The sequence below is a fragment of the Bacteroides sp. AN502(2024) genome, assembly GCF_041227145.1.
In the GTDB taxonomy this organism is placed as follows: Bacteria; Bacteroidota; Bacteroidia; order Bacteroidales; family Bacteroidaceae; genus Bacteroides.
Genome location: NZ_JBGFSP010000004.1, coordinates 391,867 through 407,928, shown reverse-complemented (window position 1 = coordinate 407,928; position 16,062 = coordinate 391,867). Strand labels below are relative to the sequence as shown.

The 16,062-nt window shown below is 38.1% G+C and carries 12 protein-coding genes and 3 pseudogenes; all 15 read left to right on the top strand.

Annotation, left to right across the window (positions count from 1 at the left end; all coding sequences use genetic code 11):
• Positions 1-34 precede the first annotated feature (34 nt).
• The 15 genes and pseudogenes from AB9N12_RS16725 (at position 35) to AB9N12_RS16655 (ending at position 16,046) form a co-directional block, all read left to right on the top strand.
• Complete coding sequence (locus tag AB9N12_RS16725) at positions 35-1,084, top strand: polysaccharide biosynthesis protein (RefSeq protein ID WP_369893270.1); 1,050 nt, start codon at positions 35-37, stop codon at positions 1,082-1,084.
• 10 nt (positions 1,085-1,094) lie between these two features.
• Positions 1,095-2,300 (top strand): capsular polysaccharide biosynthesis protein CapF, encoded by a 1,206-nt coding sequence (locus AB9N12_RS16720; protein ID WP_369891936.1) that lies wholly within the window; start codon positions 1,095-1,097, stop codon positions 2,298-2,300.
• A 1-nt stretch (position 2,301) separates the two neighbouring features.
• Positions 2,302-3,483, top strand: a pseudogene (locus AB9N12_RS16715) (UDP-N-acetyl glucosamine 2-epimerase); the annotation flags it as partial.
• A gap of 186 nt (positions 3,484-3,669) precedes the next feature.
• Positions 3,670-4,206, top strand: a pseudogene (locus AB9N12_RS16710) (Rpn family recombination-promoting nuclease/putative transposase); the annotation flags it as partial.
• Positions 4,207-4,432: 226 nt separating this feature from the next.
• Positions 4,433-4,624 (top strand): annotated as a pseudogene (locus tag AB9N12_RS16705) (IS66 family transposase); the annotation flags it as partial.
• A 161-nt stretch (positions 4,625-4,785) separates the two neighbouring features.
• Positions 4,786-6,060 (top strand): oligosaccharide flippase family protein, encoded by a 1,275-nt coding sequence (locus AB9N12_RS16700; protein WP_369893269.1) that lies wholly within the window; start codon positions 4,786-4,788, stop codon positions 6,058-6,060.
• 1 nt (position 6,061) lies between these two features.
• The gene (locus AB9N12_RS16695; protein WP_369893268.1) at positions 6,062-7,327 is read left to right on the top strand and encodes a glycosyltransferase; all 1,266 of its coding nucleotides are present in this window, start codon (positions 6,062-6,064) and stop codon (positions 7,325-7,327) included.
• 2 nt (positions 7,328-7,329) lie between these two features.
• The gene (locus AB9N12_RS16690) at positions 7,330-8,532 is read left to right on the top strand and encodes a hypothetical protein (protein ID WP_369893267.1); all 1,203 of its coding nucleotides are present in this window, start codon (positions 7,330-7,332) and stop codon (positions 8,530-8,532) included.
• Entirely contained in the window at positions 8,522-9,655 is a 1,134-nt protein-coding gene (locus AB9N12_RS16685; protein WP_369893265.1) for a glycosyltransferase, read from the top strand. The genes AB9N12_RS16690 and AB9N12_RS16685 overlap by 11 nt, the downstream gene beginning before the upstream one ends.
• Complete coding sequence (locus AB9N12_RS16680; protein WP_369893264.1) at positions 9,639-10,274, top strand: CatB-related O-acetyltransferase; 636 nt, start codon at positions 9,639-9,641, stop codon at positions 10,272-10,274. The genes AB9N12_RS16685 and AB9N12_RS16680 overlap by 17 nt, the downstream gene beginning before the upstream one ends.
• The gene (locus AB9N12_RS16675) at positions 10,271-11,470 is read left to right on the top strand and encodes a glycosyltransferase family 4 protein (RefSeq protein ID WP_369893263.1); all 1,200 of its coding nucleotides are present in this window, start codon (positions 10,271-10,273) and stop codon (positions 11,468-11,470) included. Before AB9N12_RS16680 ends, AB9N12_RS16675 begins: the two co-directional genes overlap by 4 nt.
• Position 11,471: 1 nt before the next feature.
• Entirely contained in the window at positions 11,472-12,653 is a 1,182-nt protein-coding gene (locus tag AB9N12_RS16670) for a CDP-glycerol glycerophosphotransferase family protein (protein ID WP_369893262.1), read from the top strand.
• Positions 12,653-14,002 (top strand): Gfo/Idh/MocA family oxidoreductase, encoded by a 1,350-nt coding sequence (locus tag AB9N12_RS16665; RefSeq protein WP_369893261.1) that lies wholly within the window; start codon positions 12,653-12,655, stop codon positions 14,000-14,002. Before AB9N12_RS16670 ends, AB9N12_RS16665 begins: the two co-directional genes overlap by 1 nt.
• A complete protein-coding gene (locus AB9N12_RS16660; RefSeq protein WP_369893260.1) occupies positions 13,999-14,694 on the top strand; it encodes an SDR family NAD(P)-dependent oxidoreductase in 696 nt (231 codons plus the stop codon). Before AB9N12_RS16665 ends, AB9N12_RS16660 begins: the two co-directional genes overlap by 4 nt.
• Complete coding sequence (locus AB9N12_RS16655) at positions 14,694-16,046, top strand: FRG domain-containing protein (protein WP_369893259.1); 1,353 nt, start codon at positions 14,694-14,696, stop codon at positions 16,044-16,046. The genes AB9N12_RS16660 and AB9N12_RS16655 overlap by 1 nt, the downstream gene beginning before the upstream one ends.
• Positions 16,047-16,062: the final 16 nt, after the last annotated feature.

The window sequence follows — 16,062 nt, the reverse complement described above, 5'->3', positions numbered from 1 at the left end:
TGGAAAAGATTGAACTAACAATATATATACGACTATGAGCATTTTTGCAGGCAAAACTCTAATGATTACCGGTGGGACAGGCTCCTTCGGTAATGCAGTGTTAAACCGTTTTCTCCGTGCCGATATCGGTGAGATCCGTATATTCTCCCGCGACGAGAAGAAGCAGGACGATATGCGTCACGAGTATCAGTCAAAATATCCTGATGTGGCTCACAAGATCAAGTTCTTCATTGGCGATGTGCGTAATCTCCAGTCTTGCAGGAACGCAATGCTCGGAGTTGATTATATTTTCCATGCAGCAGCATTGAAACAGGTACCGAGTTGCGAGTTCTTTCCGATGGAAGCTGTAAAGACGAATGTGATCGGTACGGACAATGTACTGACTGCCGCAATCGAAGTCGGGGTGGACGCTGTGATATGTCTTTCAACGGACAAGGCAGCCTATCCAATCAATGCGATGGGTATCACCAAGGCCATTGAGGAGAAGATAGCGGTGGCAAAGAGCCGCTACTCCGGCAAGACAAAGATTTGCTGCACACGTTATGGCAACGTGATGTGTTCCCGTGGTTCGGTGATTCCTCTCTGGATAGAGCAGATACGTAATGGTAATCCTATTACATTGACAGAGCCTAAGATGACCCGGTTCATCATGTCGTTGGAAGAGGCGGTGGATCTCGTCCTCTTTGCTTTCGAACACGGTCGTAACGGTGACATCCTTGTTCAGAAAGCTCCTGCCTGTACCATCCGTACTCAGGCAGAGGCTGTCTGCGAACTCTTCGGCGGCAAGAAGGAAGACATTAAAGTGATCGGTATCCGTCACGGTGAGAAGATGTATGAGACATTGCTCACCAATGAGGAATGTGCCAAGGCTGAGGATATGGGCAACTTCTATCGCGTACCGGCAGATAACCGGGGTTTGAACTACGACAAATATTTCAAAGAGGGAGAGACTGAACGTAACACGCTCACGGAGTTCAATTCAAACAATACGCGGATCCTTACTGTGGAGGAAACCAAAGCCAAGATTGCAGCTTTGGACTATATAAAGAAAGAATTGAGCGGTGAGGGCAACTTTGTGCAGTAATAACGGAAAGATGAAAATACTGGTTACCGGAGCCAAGGGTTTTGTCGGTAAGAATCTTTGCGCCCAACTTAACAACATAAAAGACGGTAAGGCTCTTTGTTATGGCGATCTGAAGATCGATGAAGTATTTGAATACGATATCGATTCCACTTCCGAACAATTGGATGTCTGGTGTCAGAAAGCCGATTTCGTATTCAACCTTGCCGGGGTGAACCGTCCCAAAGACAATGACGAGTTCATGGAAGGCAACTTCGGTTTTGCAAGTACATTGCTTGATACCTTGAGAAAGCACCATAACACTTGTCCCGTCATGCTTTCCTCCAGTGCGCAAGCCTCACTGACCGGTCGTTTCGGCAACAGCGAATACGGCCGTAGCAAAAAGGCGGGTGAGGACCTTTTTCTACAATACGGCAGAGAAACCGGCTCCAGGGTTTTGGTCTACCGTTTCCCGAACCTTTACGGTAAGTGGTGTCGTCCCAATTATAACAGTGCGGTAGCCACATTCTGCAACAACATAGCTAATGATCTGCCCATACAGGTCAACGATCCGGGTGTAGAGCTTGAGCTGCTCTATATCGATGACCTTGTGGACGAGATGATTCATGCCCTGCAGGGAGAGGAGCATCGTTGTGAGTTCGAGGGTCTTGATGTATATCCGAAGAGTGACGGCAGATATTGCTATTGTCCGGTCACCCATAAGGTGACACTTGGTGAGATCGTCGATCGGTTGCATCGATTCGCAGAAATGCCAAAGACGCTGATGATTCCCGAAATCCCGGCAGATTCGTTTGCCAAACGTCTGTACAGTACATTCCTGAGTTACCTGCCCCAAGACAAAGCCATCTTCGATTTGAGGATGAATGTAGACCGGCGTGGCAGTTTCACAGAACTCCTGCACACATTGAACTGCGGACAGGTAAGTGTGAATATCTCCAAACCGGGCATAACCAAAGGCGAACACTGGCACAACACCAAGTGGGAACAGTTCATTGTCGTCAGCGGGCACGGCCTTATCCAACTCCGCAAGGAAGGGACAGATGAAGTGCTTAACTACGAGGTGAGCGGTGACAGAATCCAATCCGTCATCATGCTTCCCGGCTATACGCACAACCTCATCAACCTCTCCGATACGGAAGACCTGATAACGGTGATGTACTGCAACGAGATATTTGACCCGGATAAACCGGATACATACTTTGATAAGGTAGAGAAATAATATGGAAAAGCAACCCAGATTCGATTATTCAGGTATCAAATTCAAGGATAATGGCAAGTTGAAACTCATTATCGTTGTCGGTACCCGTCCCGAGATTATCCGTTTGTCGACGGTCATCGACAAGTGTCGCAAGTATTTCGATGTGATTCTTGCCCATACCGGTCAGAATTACGATTATAACCTTAACGGCATTTTCTTCAAGGACTTGAAACTGGCGGAACCGGAGGTCTATATGGATGCCGTGGGGGATGACCTTGGTGCCACCTGCGGTAACATCATCAATTGCAGTTACAAACTGTTCAATCAAACCAAGCCGGACGGAGTATTAGTCTTAGGTGATACCAACTCATGTCTGAGTGTTATCGGTGCCAAGCGTTTACACATTCCTATCTTCCACATGGAGGCAGGCAACCGCTGCAAGGATGAGTGTCTTCCGGAAGAAACCAACCGCCGTATTGTAGATATCATCAGTGATGTAAACATGGCATACTCGGAACATGCCAGAAGATACCTTGCCGATTGCGGTCTGCCCAAAGAACGGACTTATGTCACCGGCTCCCCCATGGCAGAAGTCCTTCACAACAACCTCGCAGCGATCGAGGCAAGTGATGTCCACCGGCGTCTGGGGCTGGAAAAAGGAAAATATATTCTTCTCTCAGCCCATCGCGAAGAGAACATCGATACGGAAAAGAACTTCCTGTCCCTTTTCACCGCCATCAACAAAATGGCAGAGAAGTATGATATGCCGGTTCTCTATAGCTGTCACCCACGCTCACGTAACCGTCTTGCCGCATCGGGCTTCCAACTCGATCCTCGGGTAAAGGTTCAGCAGCCCCTCGGCTTCCATGACTACAACTGTCTCCAGATGAATGCCTTCTGTGTCGTCAGCGACAGTGGCACGCTTCCGGAGGAATCGAGTTTCTATGCATCTATCGGCAAACCGATCCCTGCTGTCTGTATCCGTACATCGACAGAGCGTCCGGAGGCTCTCGACAAAGCTTGCTTTATTCTGAGCGGCATCGATACCAAGGGGCTTCTGCAATCCGTAGACCTTGCCGTTCAGATGACAAAGGATGGCAATCATGGCATCCCTGTTCCGGACTATACTGATGATGTATCGAATAAGGTCGTGAAGATTATTCAGAGTTACGTGGGAGTCGTTAATAAGATGGTGTGGCGTAAGGAAGGCCGGTACGTTCCACATATGTGGAACGAAACAATAACAGATGTGGAACTAAAGGGAAACAACTGTGGAACTGAAAGTCAACAGTTGTAGAACGAATTAATAGTAGTAATTAAATCCGTTAATAATTGAATATGAGTGCAATATATGACTTATTTGAAATATTGCGGATGAACATATAAAAAGATATTCGGGCAGGAGATAACGAAAGACTTGTTGATCGATTTCTTAAACGGATTGCTTGTGAACGAGAAGTGTATCACCGACATAACCTTTCTGGACAAGGAATTGCTTCCGGAATACATGGGAGACAGAGGGGTTATCTATGACATTTATTGTACGACGGAAAACGGTGAACAACTGGTTGTCGAGATGCAGAACAAGCAGCAGACGAACTTCAAGGAGCGTGCCCTTTTTTACCTGTCCCATACCATTGCCCGTCAGGGAGAGCGGGGTATTTTCTGGAAGTTTGACTTGAAAGCGGTGTACGGCGTGTTTTTCTTGAACTTCAGTCTGCCCAACGGTTCCCACAAACTGCGTACGGATGTGGTATTGGCCGACCGGGACACGCATGAGACATTCTCAGACAAGTTGCGCTTTATCTTTATCGAACTCCCGTCTTTCAACAAGGAGGAGTCGGAATGTGATACGGATTTTGAACGTTGGATTTATGTATTGAAGAACATGGAAACATTGAAAAGAATGCCTTTCAAGGCACGGAAGTATCAGACTCTGATCACTGATTTACGTGATCTTAATAACCGTCACAGTAAAATGGGTCTCAATGTCCGTGACTATATTGCAACTACAATTAGGCCGCTGATGGACGGAAACGAGAATTATGAAGATCTCGTTCCTATGTCAATGGCTGTATAAACATTATAAATCGTTAAATTTTAAAACACTCAAAAGTTCATCTTCTTGATTTTTAAGAGGGTGGATGCTGTTGAGTGCTTACTACGGTAGTGATGCCGGTGCTGGAATGGCTGCCACTTATCACAGTGTGATTGGAATAGTAAAGCTTCATGGCAGTTCTGTCTGGAACTTCATCGGAACTTTTTTCAAAAATATCTTTAACGGGTGCAGGGATTATGTTAACATGGCTCCTGACAAAATCACTTTGGCTACAAGCCAATGTTAAATTCAAAACTAATTAATTAACAAAATTCAGTTTAGGGCATACTTATGTGCCCTCCCCCCCCCCAAAAAAAAAAAAGAGGATGCCTTAAATTGAGTGCTTACCTAATGGTGGGTGCTGTTTAAAAAAAGTAAAAAATATACATTAGAACGTAGCAGAAATTTATGCAAAGTAGATTTTTTAACAGCAAACTGTTTAAAGATTCTTTTTGGGCAATTGTCGGAAATGGAATTGGTAATGCATTATTGCTAATATCAGGAATATTAATTGCTCGATTATTAGGTGCTAATCTCTACGGAGAATATGGAGTTGTAAAAACAAACATGTTCTACATGGCTGGTTTTGCGACTTTCGGTCTTGTATATACTTCTACACGGTATATTGCAAAATATATAAGAAAAGATGATACTAGAGTAATAGGTATAATTAAGACTGCAACCAAAATAACTTTTGTGTTCAGTTCATTAATGGCATTATGTTTATTAATGTCAGCTAATTGGTTGGAGAAAATTCTTGATGCTTCTGGCATTTCATCTGTTTTTAGAGCTCTCTCTATTATTATTATATTGAAAGCTTTGGCAAGTACCGGCAATGGGATATTAGCAGGCTTGTGTGAGTTTAAACATTTGGCTTATAGCTCAATTGTATCAGGCATTGCAATGTTTATAACTTGTATCCCATTCACATATTTCTTTGGACTGTATGGTGCATTAGCCGCTCTCTCCATATCGCAGCTTATGAATCTTAGTATTAATTATTTTTACATATATAAGGCATGTAAAAGATTGCCGATATATTATATAAGAGAAGATAAAGCTAAAGACCTACTTAAATTCTCATTCCCGATTGCATTACAAGAGATTTCGTATGCTTTGTGCAATTGGGCGGGGATATTGCTTCTGACAAAATTTTCATCGTTAACTCAAGTTGGCTTATATACTGCTACTGCGCAATGGAATGCAGTTATAATGATTATACCCGGTATGCTTGCTAATGTTGTTTTATCGCATTTATCCGGTACAGAAGGGAAACAACAGCAAAAAATGATCTATAGAGTCTTATTGGTGTATTTTATATGTACAATTATTCCATTTATAATAGTGTATATGCTGTCTGACTTTATTATTTCTTTTTACGGGAGTGATTTTTCTGCGATGAAAACAGTTCTAAGATTAAACATTTTAATAACAATTCCAGCATGTTGCTCAGAAGTATTTAAAGCAGAACTTATCGCAATAGGGAAAACGTGGCTTCTTTTTTCTTTTAGAATGATGAAAGATATCTTGTTGGTTATCTTTGCATGGTTTCTACTTACGTCTCGTCATGGTAATAATGGCGCATTTTATTATTCTATGAGTGTCTTGATAGGAACTATGACATTCTTTATAGCAATGATATTTGCATACAGATTGGTAGTAAAAAAACATAATTGTCATTAATATGATAAATGTAGCTTTTTATTTGGGTAACAACACGGGTTCTACAGTTAATGCAATCAATATAGAGAATGGAAATCCTGGAGTTGGAGGTACGCAATATGTAATGCTATTGGTTGCACATTATCTTTCAATGAAGGATCGATACAAAATTACTATTCTATCATCAAGAGAATATATTTTACCCCCCCCCATTGATAAATCATTGTTTGTCAGTAGTATAGATGATTTGTTCGATGCTATGGATATATTAAACGTAGATATTTTAATTCTACGCGAATATTCCAATGAAATTGCATATCAAATAAGAAACACGAATATTAAAGTTATTTATTGGAGTCATAACTATATTGATGATAGTTTATGTAAATTTATAGCTTCGACGCCTCAAGTAAAATGCAATGTATTTGTGGGAAAACAACAATATGATTCATATGCTGATAATGATATAATTAAAAAAAGTGTTTGTATATATAATATTTTTAATGATAAGTGCTCCGAAAATAGAATTAATGATTCTAAAACTGTTGTGTTCTTAGGTTCCATCACGAGCAAAAAAGGATTCCTAGAAGTATGTCGTATTTGGAAGGGTGTTGTAAAACAAGTTCCCAATGCTATATTATTAGTAATGGGATCAGGTAATTTATATGGAAAAGGGGAATTGGGTAAATATGGAATTGCTAAAGCCGAATTCGAAAGACAATGTATGCCATTTATAACTGATAAAAATGGAGATATAGTTGATTCGATTCAATTTTTAGGTATAGTAGGTTCTGATAAAGAGAACTATTTTAGAAATGCAAGCGTTGGAATTATAAATCCATCAAATCTTCGAGAAACATTTGGTATGGGTATTGTTGAAATGGCCGCCGCACAATTACCAGTTGTATCTAGAGCAAAAAACGGCTATTATGATACCACTATTCCTGGTGTTACGGCATTGTTGTCTCATAGTTTATATGATATACAAAGAGATATTGTAAAATTATTAAGGAATTACGACTTGAACGTAAAACTAGGACATAATGCAAAACGGTATATAACAAAATTTTCCCCTTTTAATATAATGCCACATTGGCAGAAATTAATTGATGATGTCTATAATGACTCTCTTGACATAGAGTATGATCATTATACGTCCCCATTACTTTGCGGATTTAAACCTCTTGTTATTCTAAATAGATTTTTTAGATTCTCTATTGGTTTAAGATTTCTCCCTTCAATTGTCGACATCGAATATTTCATCAAACGGATTAAACGTAAAATATAAAGATGAATAGTGTAAGACATTATATATTTCCCTTTTTTTTCTTAGTGAATTTGTTCGCTGGAGAAATTTTTGGAAGCTATATGTCTGCAAAGGATATTTCTGTGAAATCTGGGATGTTACAGAATTGGTTTGCGGTCATAGGTGTGATTTCTTATATAATTTTGATGAGAGATCTATTTAGAGGTAAGAATATAAAGGGAAATTTTCACGTGATTGCCATACTTGCATGTATTCTCTCAATGTTTATTATAACAGGTTTCTTTTATCCTGATGTTCCAGATTTGTATTCTTCAGCGATATTATATTTTGGTTGTATATGTATTGCATCATCAATCTCAGGGTGTCATCTGGCAACATATCCAAACTTTAATAAAATTGATGAAATACTACCATTCTTTATATTACCAATAGGTTTAACGATAAGTACTTTTGGTTACATGAGTGCTCTTAAGAATGGTCTCGTTCAAACAGAAACAAGCCTTGATTATCAAAATGTTGCTTATATTTGCGCGGAGATGGTAGCATTTGGGGGTTATTACATTGTTTTTTCGACCGCAAAGGGCTTAAAAAGTTTTAATTTGTTTAAAATTCCTGTATTAATAACTTGTTTTGTTTGCGCCATTGTTTGTTTGATATCAGGGGGAAGGGGCGGTGCTGTTTTATTGTTGTTTTATTTATTATTTTTCTTGTATAAATTGCGAAATCTTAGAGGAATAGGAATTTTAAAATCATTTATAATTATAGGAATAATCATAGCCATTTTTTTTATTATCGCGAATAATTTAAATTTGTGGAAATCAGATGGCTTTAGTAGAGTGCTTTCTAGTATCAACGTTGACGATGCTAGAGCAGGATTAAGGCGTAAAAGTTTACAGATATTCTATGATACTGATTATGTTGGAGGTGGTTTAGGTTCAATTTGGATGAATTTAGGCATATATTCTCATAATATTTTTCTCGATTTATTGGCAGAGATTGGGATTTTGGGATGTATCGTTGTGTCATTGAGTATATATAAAATAGTAAAGAAACTGCTGAGATTGAGTAAAGAGAATATTGGCTGTATGTTGATTTTATTGATTTTTTTTAAAGGATTCATCCTTTGCTTATTTAGTGGATATTGGTTAAATACATACCAATTATGGTTTGCTGTCGGGTTTGTTTTTGCTTTACCATCAATTAATAGTCTTAGAAATGCCAGATAATAATCGTAAAAAAAGAATATGTATTATATATAATTTTGCTCAGCATTATAGAGAAAGTATATTCAAACTATTAGATCAGGAGTTTGATTGCAGCTTTTATTTCGGCAAGAATTATTTAGACATAAAGAAAATGGACTACTCTCTGTTGAAGGGAGATATTCATGAGGTTGATACAATTAAGTTCGGCCCGATAATATATCGTAAACAAATTATAGGACTACTCAATAAGGATTATGACGCTTATATAATCTTGGGCGAGTCTAGAGTGGCAAGCACATGGCTTTTCCTTTTTTTATCCAGATTATGTCCAAGGAAGAAAGTATATGCGTGGACTCATGGATGGTATGGTAAGGAAAAAGGTGTTAAACGCTTTTTTAACAAGCTGATTCTTAAGTTGCCGAATGGGGGAAACTTCTTCTACGGAAATTATGGAAGACAATTGGCGATTAAAGAGGGTATAGATGATTCTAAACAATATACAATTCATAATTCATTGGCATACGATGAACAAATCTCTATCAGAAACTTGTTGACAATTAATCCGATTTTTAAAAATCATTTTAACAATGAAAATCATAATCTGATCTTTGTTGGCAGGCTAACCAAAATAAAGAAACTGGACCAAATATTAAAAGCTCTAAAAGGTTGCAGTAAAAAAGGTTACAACTTCAATTTGACTTTTATAGGCTCAGGCGAAATGATTGAAGAACTCAAGCAGCTTTCAAAGGAATTAGGCCTTGAAAAAAATGTTTGGTTTTATGGAGCATGCTATGATGAATGTATATTAGGAAATCTAATCTATAACGCAGATTTATGTGTATCGCCAGGGAATGTAGGATTAACTGCAATACATGCCATGGTGTTTGGATGTCCGGTTATAACTCACAATAATTTTTCATATCAAATGCCTGAATTTGAGTCGATTAAACAAGGAATTACCGGAAGTTTTTTTGATTATAATGATATTACGTCGTTGTCGAATTGTATTATAAGGTGGATTGAAGGAAAGAAGAATATTCGTCATCAGGTAAGAAAAGACTGTATGTCCGAGATAGATAATTATTGGACTCCACATTTTCAACTTGAGACTTTCAAAAAAGTAATATATGATTCAATATCTTAAAGGGTTAATTAAAAATCTATTCAACCCTGCTGTTTCGGTTATGTCATTTGTAGATGATGTTTCCGACATATGTAAGGAGGCCAAAGTATATGCGCATGCAAAGATTGTTAATTCTAAAATTGGCAAATACACATATATTGGGAATCACACAACACTTGTCCATGTAAGTATTGGTAACTTTTGTTCTGTAGCAAATGAATGTCATATTGGTATGGGTACACACACTCTTAACAAGCTTTCGACATCTCCTATTTTTACGGAGAAGAAAAATGGTACAGGGCATAGCTGGGCTAATAAAACAACGGTATATCCTTTTCACAGAGTTAAGATTGGGAATGATGTTTGGATTGGTTGCCGCTCCTTAATCCTTGGAGGCGTAAAAATAGGAAATGGAGCTATTATTGGTGCCGGAGCAGTAGTTACTAAAGATGTTCCACCATTCGCGATAGTTGGAGGTGTTCCAGCACGAATTATTCGCTATAGGTTTGATAGGGATGTTATTGAAGAATTGGAACATATTCAGTGGTGGTCAAGAACGGATTGTGTATTACGTAAAAACATTCATCTGTTTCAAGATAATATTGATATTGAAGCGCTAAAAAGGATTATACAGCGATGAGAAAGAAAATAATTATTATTTCGGGAGTATTCCCTCCTGAGCCATTAACATCGGCTTATCTTAATTATGATTTAGCCTGTGCTTTAAGCAACGACTATGACGTTACTGTTCTTCGTCCGATGCCTTCTCGTCCAATCGGAGTGCGCTATCCAGAGCCATTGTTACCAGATGATCTTCCTTTTACATGCATAACACTTAAATCCTATATTTATCCTCAATCAAAAATGTTAGGGCGGCTACGTGAGAGCATAAGCTTTGGGAAAGTATGTGCCTCTTATATAAAACGACACAGAAATTATATAGATTTCATATATAATGCAAGTTGGCAACTATTTGGATGCTATTTAGTTGCTAAATCAGCGGTAAAATATGGCATCCCATATATTGTTCCAATTCAAGATATTTATCCGGAGAGCGTTTTGGGCATTTCTACAAAAAATATTTTCAAAAGGGCATTATCACATATCCTAATGAATATGGATAAGTTCTACCAGAAAAAATCATATTTGGTTCGTACCATTTCTGAAGAAATGGCAAACTATCTGTCAAACACAAGGAATATTCCCAAAGACCATTATTTAATTGTTAATAATTGGCAGAATGATGATGTTTATGTCAACAATATCGCTCATCTAAATAATGATAAAATAATTTTTCAATTTGTTGGTAGTGTCAATGCACATGCCAATGTAGAACTAATGATATCAGCATTTGCCAATGCAGATCTACAAAATGCAGAGTTAAGGATTTATGGAAGTGGAACAAATAAAAAACATTGTCAGATACTTACAAAAGAATTAGGACTTGACAATGTTACATTCTCTTCTGTTCCTCGATCACAGGTTCCCAATGTACAGGCGGAAGCTGATGTCTTGCTAGTTGCATTGCCTAAAGGGTATGCAGGATTATGTCTCCCATCCAAAATTACGTCGTATATGCTTTCAGGAAAGGCGATCTTGGCGAGTATCGATTCTCCGAGTGCATCTTCTCGGTACATACATGAGGCAAAATGTGGTATAGTTGTAGAACCGGATGATGTTAATTCTTTGGCTAATGCGTTTAAACGTATAGCCCAAATGGATAGAAATGAAATCTACAATTGGGGAATTAATAGTAAAAAGTTTGCAAATAAATATTTAAGTCGTAAGTCTAATTTGGACATTGTGATAAATGCAATAAACAAGATATTACAATAAAATGGCAGAGAAAAAAATAAGTGGAATACGTGCGAGAATTGATTATATTCTCAAGCATAATAAAATTGCTTATCAATGCTATAAGGTTGTTATGAGCAATGTGTTTAAAATATGGGGGGTATTCATTCCTATAAATCCTATGTTAATTGTATTTTCGGGACACTCAAGAAGATATAACGATAGTCCGAGAGCTATATATGAGAAATTGATTCAGCAAGACAGATTCAAAGATTATACATTTGTATGGGCTGTTGATGACCCGATTAACACTATCATCCCAGGGTCGGCTAAGGTTATAAAAACTGATACTCTAAGCTACTTTAAATATACTCTTAAAGCTCGATATTGGATAACTTGTGTAAATATCGAAAGAGGTCTGAAGTACAAAAAGAAAGAATGTACTTATCTTAATACTTGGCATGGGGTGGCATTGAAAAGTATTGATACGGTTGATGCTCGTGGAAATGATGATTTTAGTCATGTTGATTTCATGTGTTATGAAAGTGACTACCAAAAGAACGTTTTAATGAACTCATTCAATGTACGTGAAAATCATTTAGTTCCATCTGGTTTACCACGTAACGATGAATTGTACAATATTTCGGCTGATGAAGTAGATGACATCAAAAAAGAACTTGGTGTAACAAATGATAAACAAATCATTCTATACGCTCCAACGTGGCGTGACAGTGACGATGGAGGTAATTCTTATGCCATTGCACCTCCTATCGATATTAAGAAGTGGGAGAACACTCTAAGTGACAGATATATCCTACTTATTAGGATACATGCTTACACAAATAGATTGTTAGGCATACAGTTTAATGATTTTGTTCGTGATGTTTCAGAATATCCATCTATAAATAAATTGTTCAAGATTAGTGATATATTAATTTCTGATTATTCTGCTTGTATCGCAGATTATTCAATACTTGAACGGCCTATCATATGCTTTGCATATGATTATGAACACTATTGCAATACTAGAGGTGTTAATTTAGATTTTGAGAAAGAGATGCCCTCAGGGGTAATGAGGTCTGAAGACCAGGTGATAAATCATCTACTGAATATGGATTATTCTAAAGAATCCTTAAATAGTAGAAAGTTCAAAATGAAATATACCGGGATTGGTGGTAATGCCACTAATATATGTATTGAAAAACTATTTGGGAAAGAAGTATAATGAAAAAAGTTATTACATACGGTACATACGATTTACTTCATCAAGGACATCTCAATCTTTTGCGACGAGCTAAGGAATTGGGTGACTATCTTATTGTCGGCGTGACGAGCGATAGTTATGACCGTGCTAGAGGCAAGCTAAATGTTCGAAACAATGTTCTCGAAAGAGTTGAGGCTGTTAAAGCTACAGGTTATGCTGATGCGGTAATTATAGAAGATTACATCGGGCAAAAAATCGATGATATACAAAGGTATAATGTCGATATATTTGCTATCGGTAGCGACTGGGAAGGTAAGTTTGACTACCTCAATGAGTATTGCAAAGTAGTTTACTTACCACGAACGCAAGGGATAAGTTCGACGCAGCTTCGTGCAAAGTCAACCATAGATGTAAATGTCGGGATAATAGGTTGTGGACGTGTTGCCAATCGCTTCCCCTATGAAGCATCTGTTGTAAATGGCATTGTAATTCGCACCGCATACGATACAGATATAAAACGAAATGCAGAATTTTCGGTTCGGCACAATATGCCTTTCTTCAGTCAAAGTTTAGATGAATTATACAGCTCTGTTGATGCAGTCTACATCGCGACACCACACCTTTCGCACTATTCGCTCATTAAGGAATCCTTAGAACGCGGAAAACATGTGCTTTGTGAAACACCGATGGTGCTTAAAGAGAGTGAGGCAAAGGAATTGTTTTCATTGTCTGAGTCCAAAGGTCTGATTCTTATGGAGGCAAATAAGACCGCCCACTGTCCAGCTTTCAATCATCTTATGGTAATGATTAAGAGTGGCGTTATCGGTGATGTGGTGGATGTTGAAGCATCGTTGTCAAAATTGTGGGATGACGACATGACCCTAAGAGAGTTTGACCCGGCTCAGGCCGGAGGCTCTATGTATGAGCTTGGTAGCTATCCATTGTTGCCTATATTCAAACTTTTAGGTACTGACTTTAAAAATCTGAACATCTACTCACGTATGAAAGACGGTGTGGATATGTACACAAAGGGAGTATTCCGCTATTCTCATGCCGTATGTTCATTCAAGGTCGGCTTGGGCGTAAAAACGGAAGGCAATCTTGTTATATCCGGCACTAAGGGATATGCCTATGTGCCTGCGCCATGGTGGAAAACTGATTATTTTGAACTACGTTACGAGGACCAAAACAGAAATAAAAAGTTTTTCTATCAGTGGGATGGTGCAGGATTGAGATATGAGATACAGGAATTTATATCTTGCATACTCAATAAGCGCTTTTCAACAACTCGTCTGAGACGCAGGGAATCAATTGCCATGGCAGACGTAATGAGAAGATTTACCGAACGTAAAAACTTTATGGAATTATGAAATACGCTGTTGTAACAGGCGGCACATCAGGTATCGGCCTTGGTGTTGCAAAAATGCTTATTGGCAAAGGTTATCACGTATTTGCCACTTATGTCGGAGTTTGCCAAAATGAAGACTTGCAGAACTTTGAAGCTATAGAAACTGACCACACTTCACGCGAAGAAGTATATCGATTCATAAACTATGTAAAATCAAGAACGTGTCATTGTGACTGTTTGGTGTGCAATGCCGGTATAACAATACGCAAAAGTTTTACAGAAACACGCGATGATGACTGGGATAAAATGATGGAAGTCGCTGTTAACTCCCACTACATCATGGTTCGCGAATTTTTTCCTATAATTCCGAATAGAAGTAGAATCCTATTCACAGGATCACTAATGGGACTTATGCCTCATGCCACGGTTCTTGCTTATGGTGTCACCAAAGCAGCTATACATGCACTTGCAAAAAATCTTGTGAAAGAGTTTGAAGGTACAGGAACAACCGTCAATGTTATAGTTCCAGGATTTGTGGAAACTCCATGGCAGAAACAAAAGCCGGAAGAAATTAAGCAGAACATATATCGAAAAACCGCTATCCACAGATTTGCATCAGTGGACGAGATTGTTGATGCATATCGTTTCTGCATTGACAATTCATTCGTAAATGGCAGTTTGATTGAAATCAACGGAGGATATTCTTTTAAATAATGGATAATCAATTAATGGACTTACCATTGACACCTTGGGATTTTATGCCACCAGAGCAGCATTTTCCAAATCCCGGAATTTTGAAAAATGCTATATTTGAATATCAGTTGTCAAGATTGCTGGAATGGGAAAGGAACGATTCCAAATTTCTTCTCACACCTGGAAAATTTGAAGTGATACTGAATAATTATGGCAAATTCAGTCTCTGGCCTGTAGCTATGGATTACGTTTTTCTTTTTCGTGGTCAACGTAAGTTTTATCCGCAATGCTACCCAACATTATATCGTGGTGACAAGACCCAAGACGAAATATTCCTTGAACGGTTAAAACTTGTGGAGTTTGAGTTGTTGATCTCCCAATATCCAGCCGTAGAATTTTTTAATCTTCACAATATCGAAGTCGATTATCTTGGGTTAGCTCAACATTATCTGATTGATACCGAAATATTGGACCTTACAACAGATTTGGATGTTGCCATGTTTTTTGCGATGTGCGATTTCGATGGACACAACTATCACCCTAAAACGGAAGAGCAAGAATACATTGCCTATATTTACTCATATCCTTTTGCTGCAGAATTAAATATTCCGGATTTAAGTTTGACTCATCGTGTCAAACCGATAGGATTACAACCTTTTAAACGCCCTGGCGAGCAGAAAGGATTCTCAATCAAAATGCAAAAGGATCAATCTTTCAAAACAACAATCTATTCTTTCTCATTTACCAAACAGGATTCAGAATATATATTCAATTGGTTTACAGATAATCGTCCCCTATTCTTTGAAGACGAATTTTCTAAAAAGGTTGACCTATTACGAAATTCAAAAACTTATTCTATCTCAGCTTTGAGACTTGCAGCCAAGCGGTATAGTATTGAATGTTACGGCAAAAGAAAGTCATCTCATTTTTGTCAAAAACGTCTAAACGAGTTGGAATACCATTTCACTGACAATATTCTACCATGGACTCTCACCGACAGTGATATTTATTCGCTACGCAAAACTTTTATTGAGAAGTCGAAACAAGAATTCACAGACAAATTAGTTGTGCGAAAAATTATTGATAAAGAGAATGGTGAAATGCCTTATCAAACAGAAGAGTCGTTCGCAAAAATGCTAATGTTGAGAATGTTCATGGGAGGGTGTCCGGCATTACCTGGATATGATGCGGAATTCGAGATTGCATATACCGACAAAGATAAAATGACAATGATGTCCTATAATTATGGACGTCCACAGACAATTCCGAATAAAGAAACCGGCAAGATTGATAAATGGGATTATCTTGATTGGACGAATTACTCTAAATTAACAATAGATAAAAACAGTGGGAAAGTAGTTGTAGATGATTAAATAACAACTATTTCAC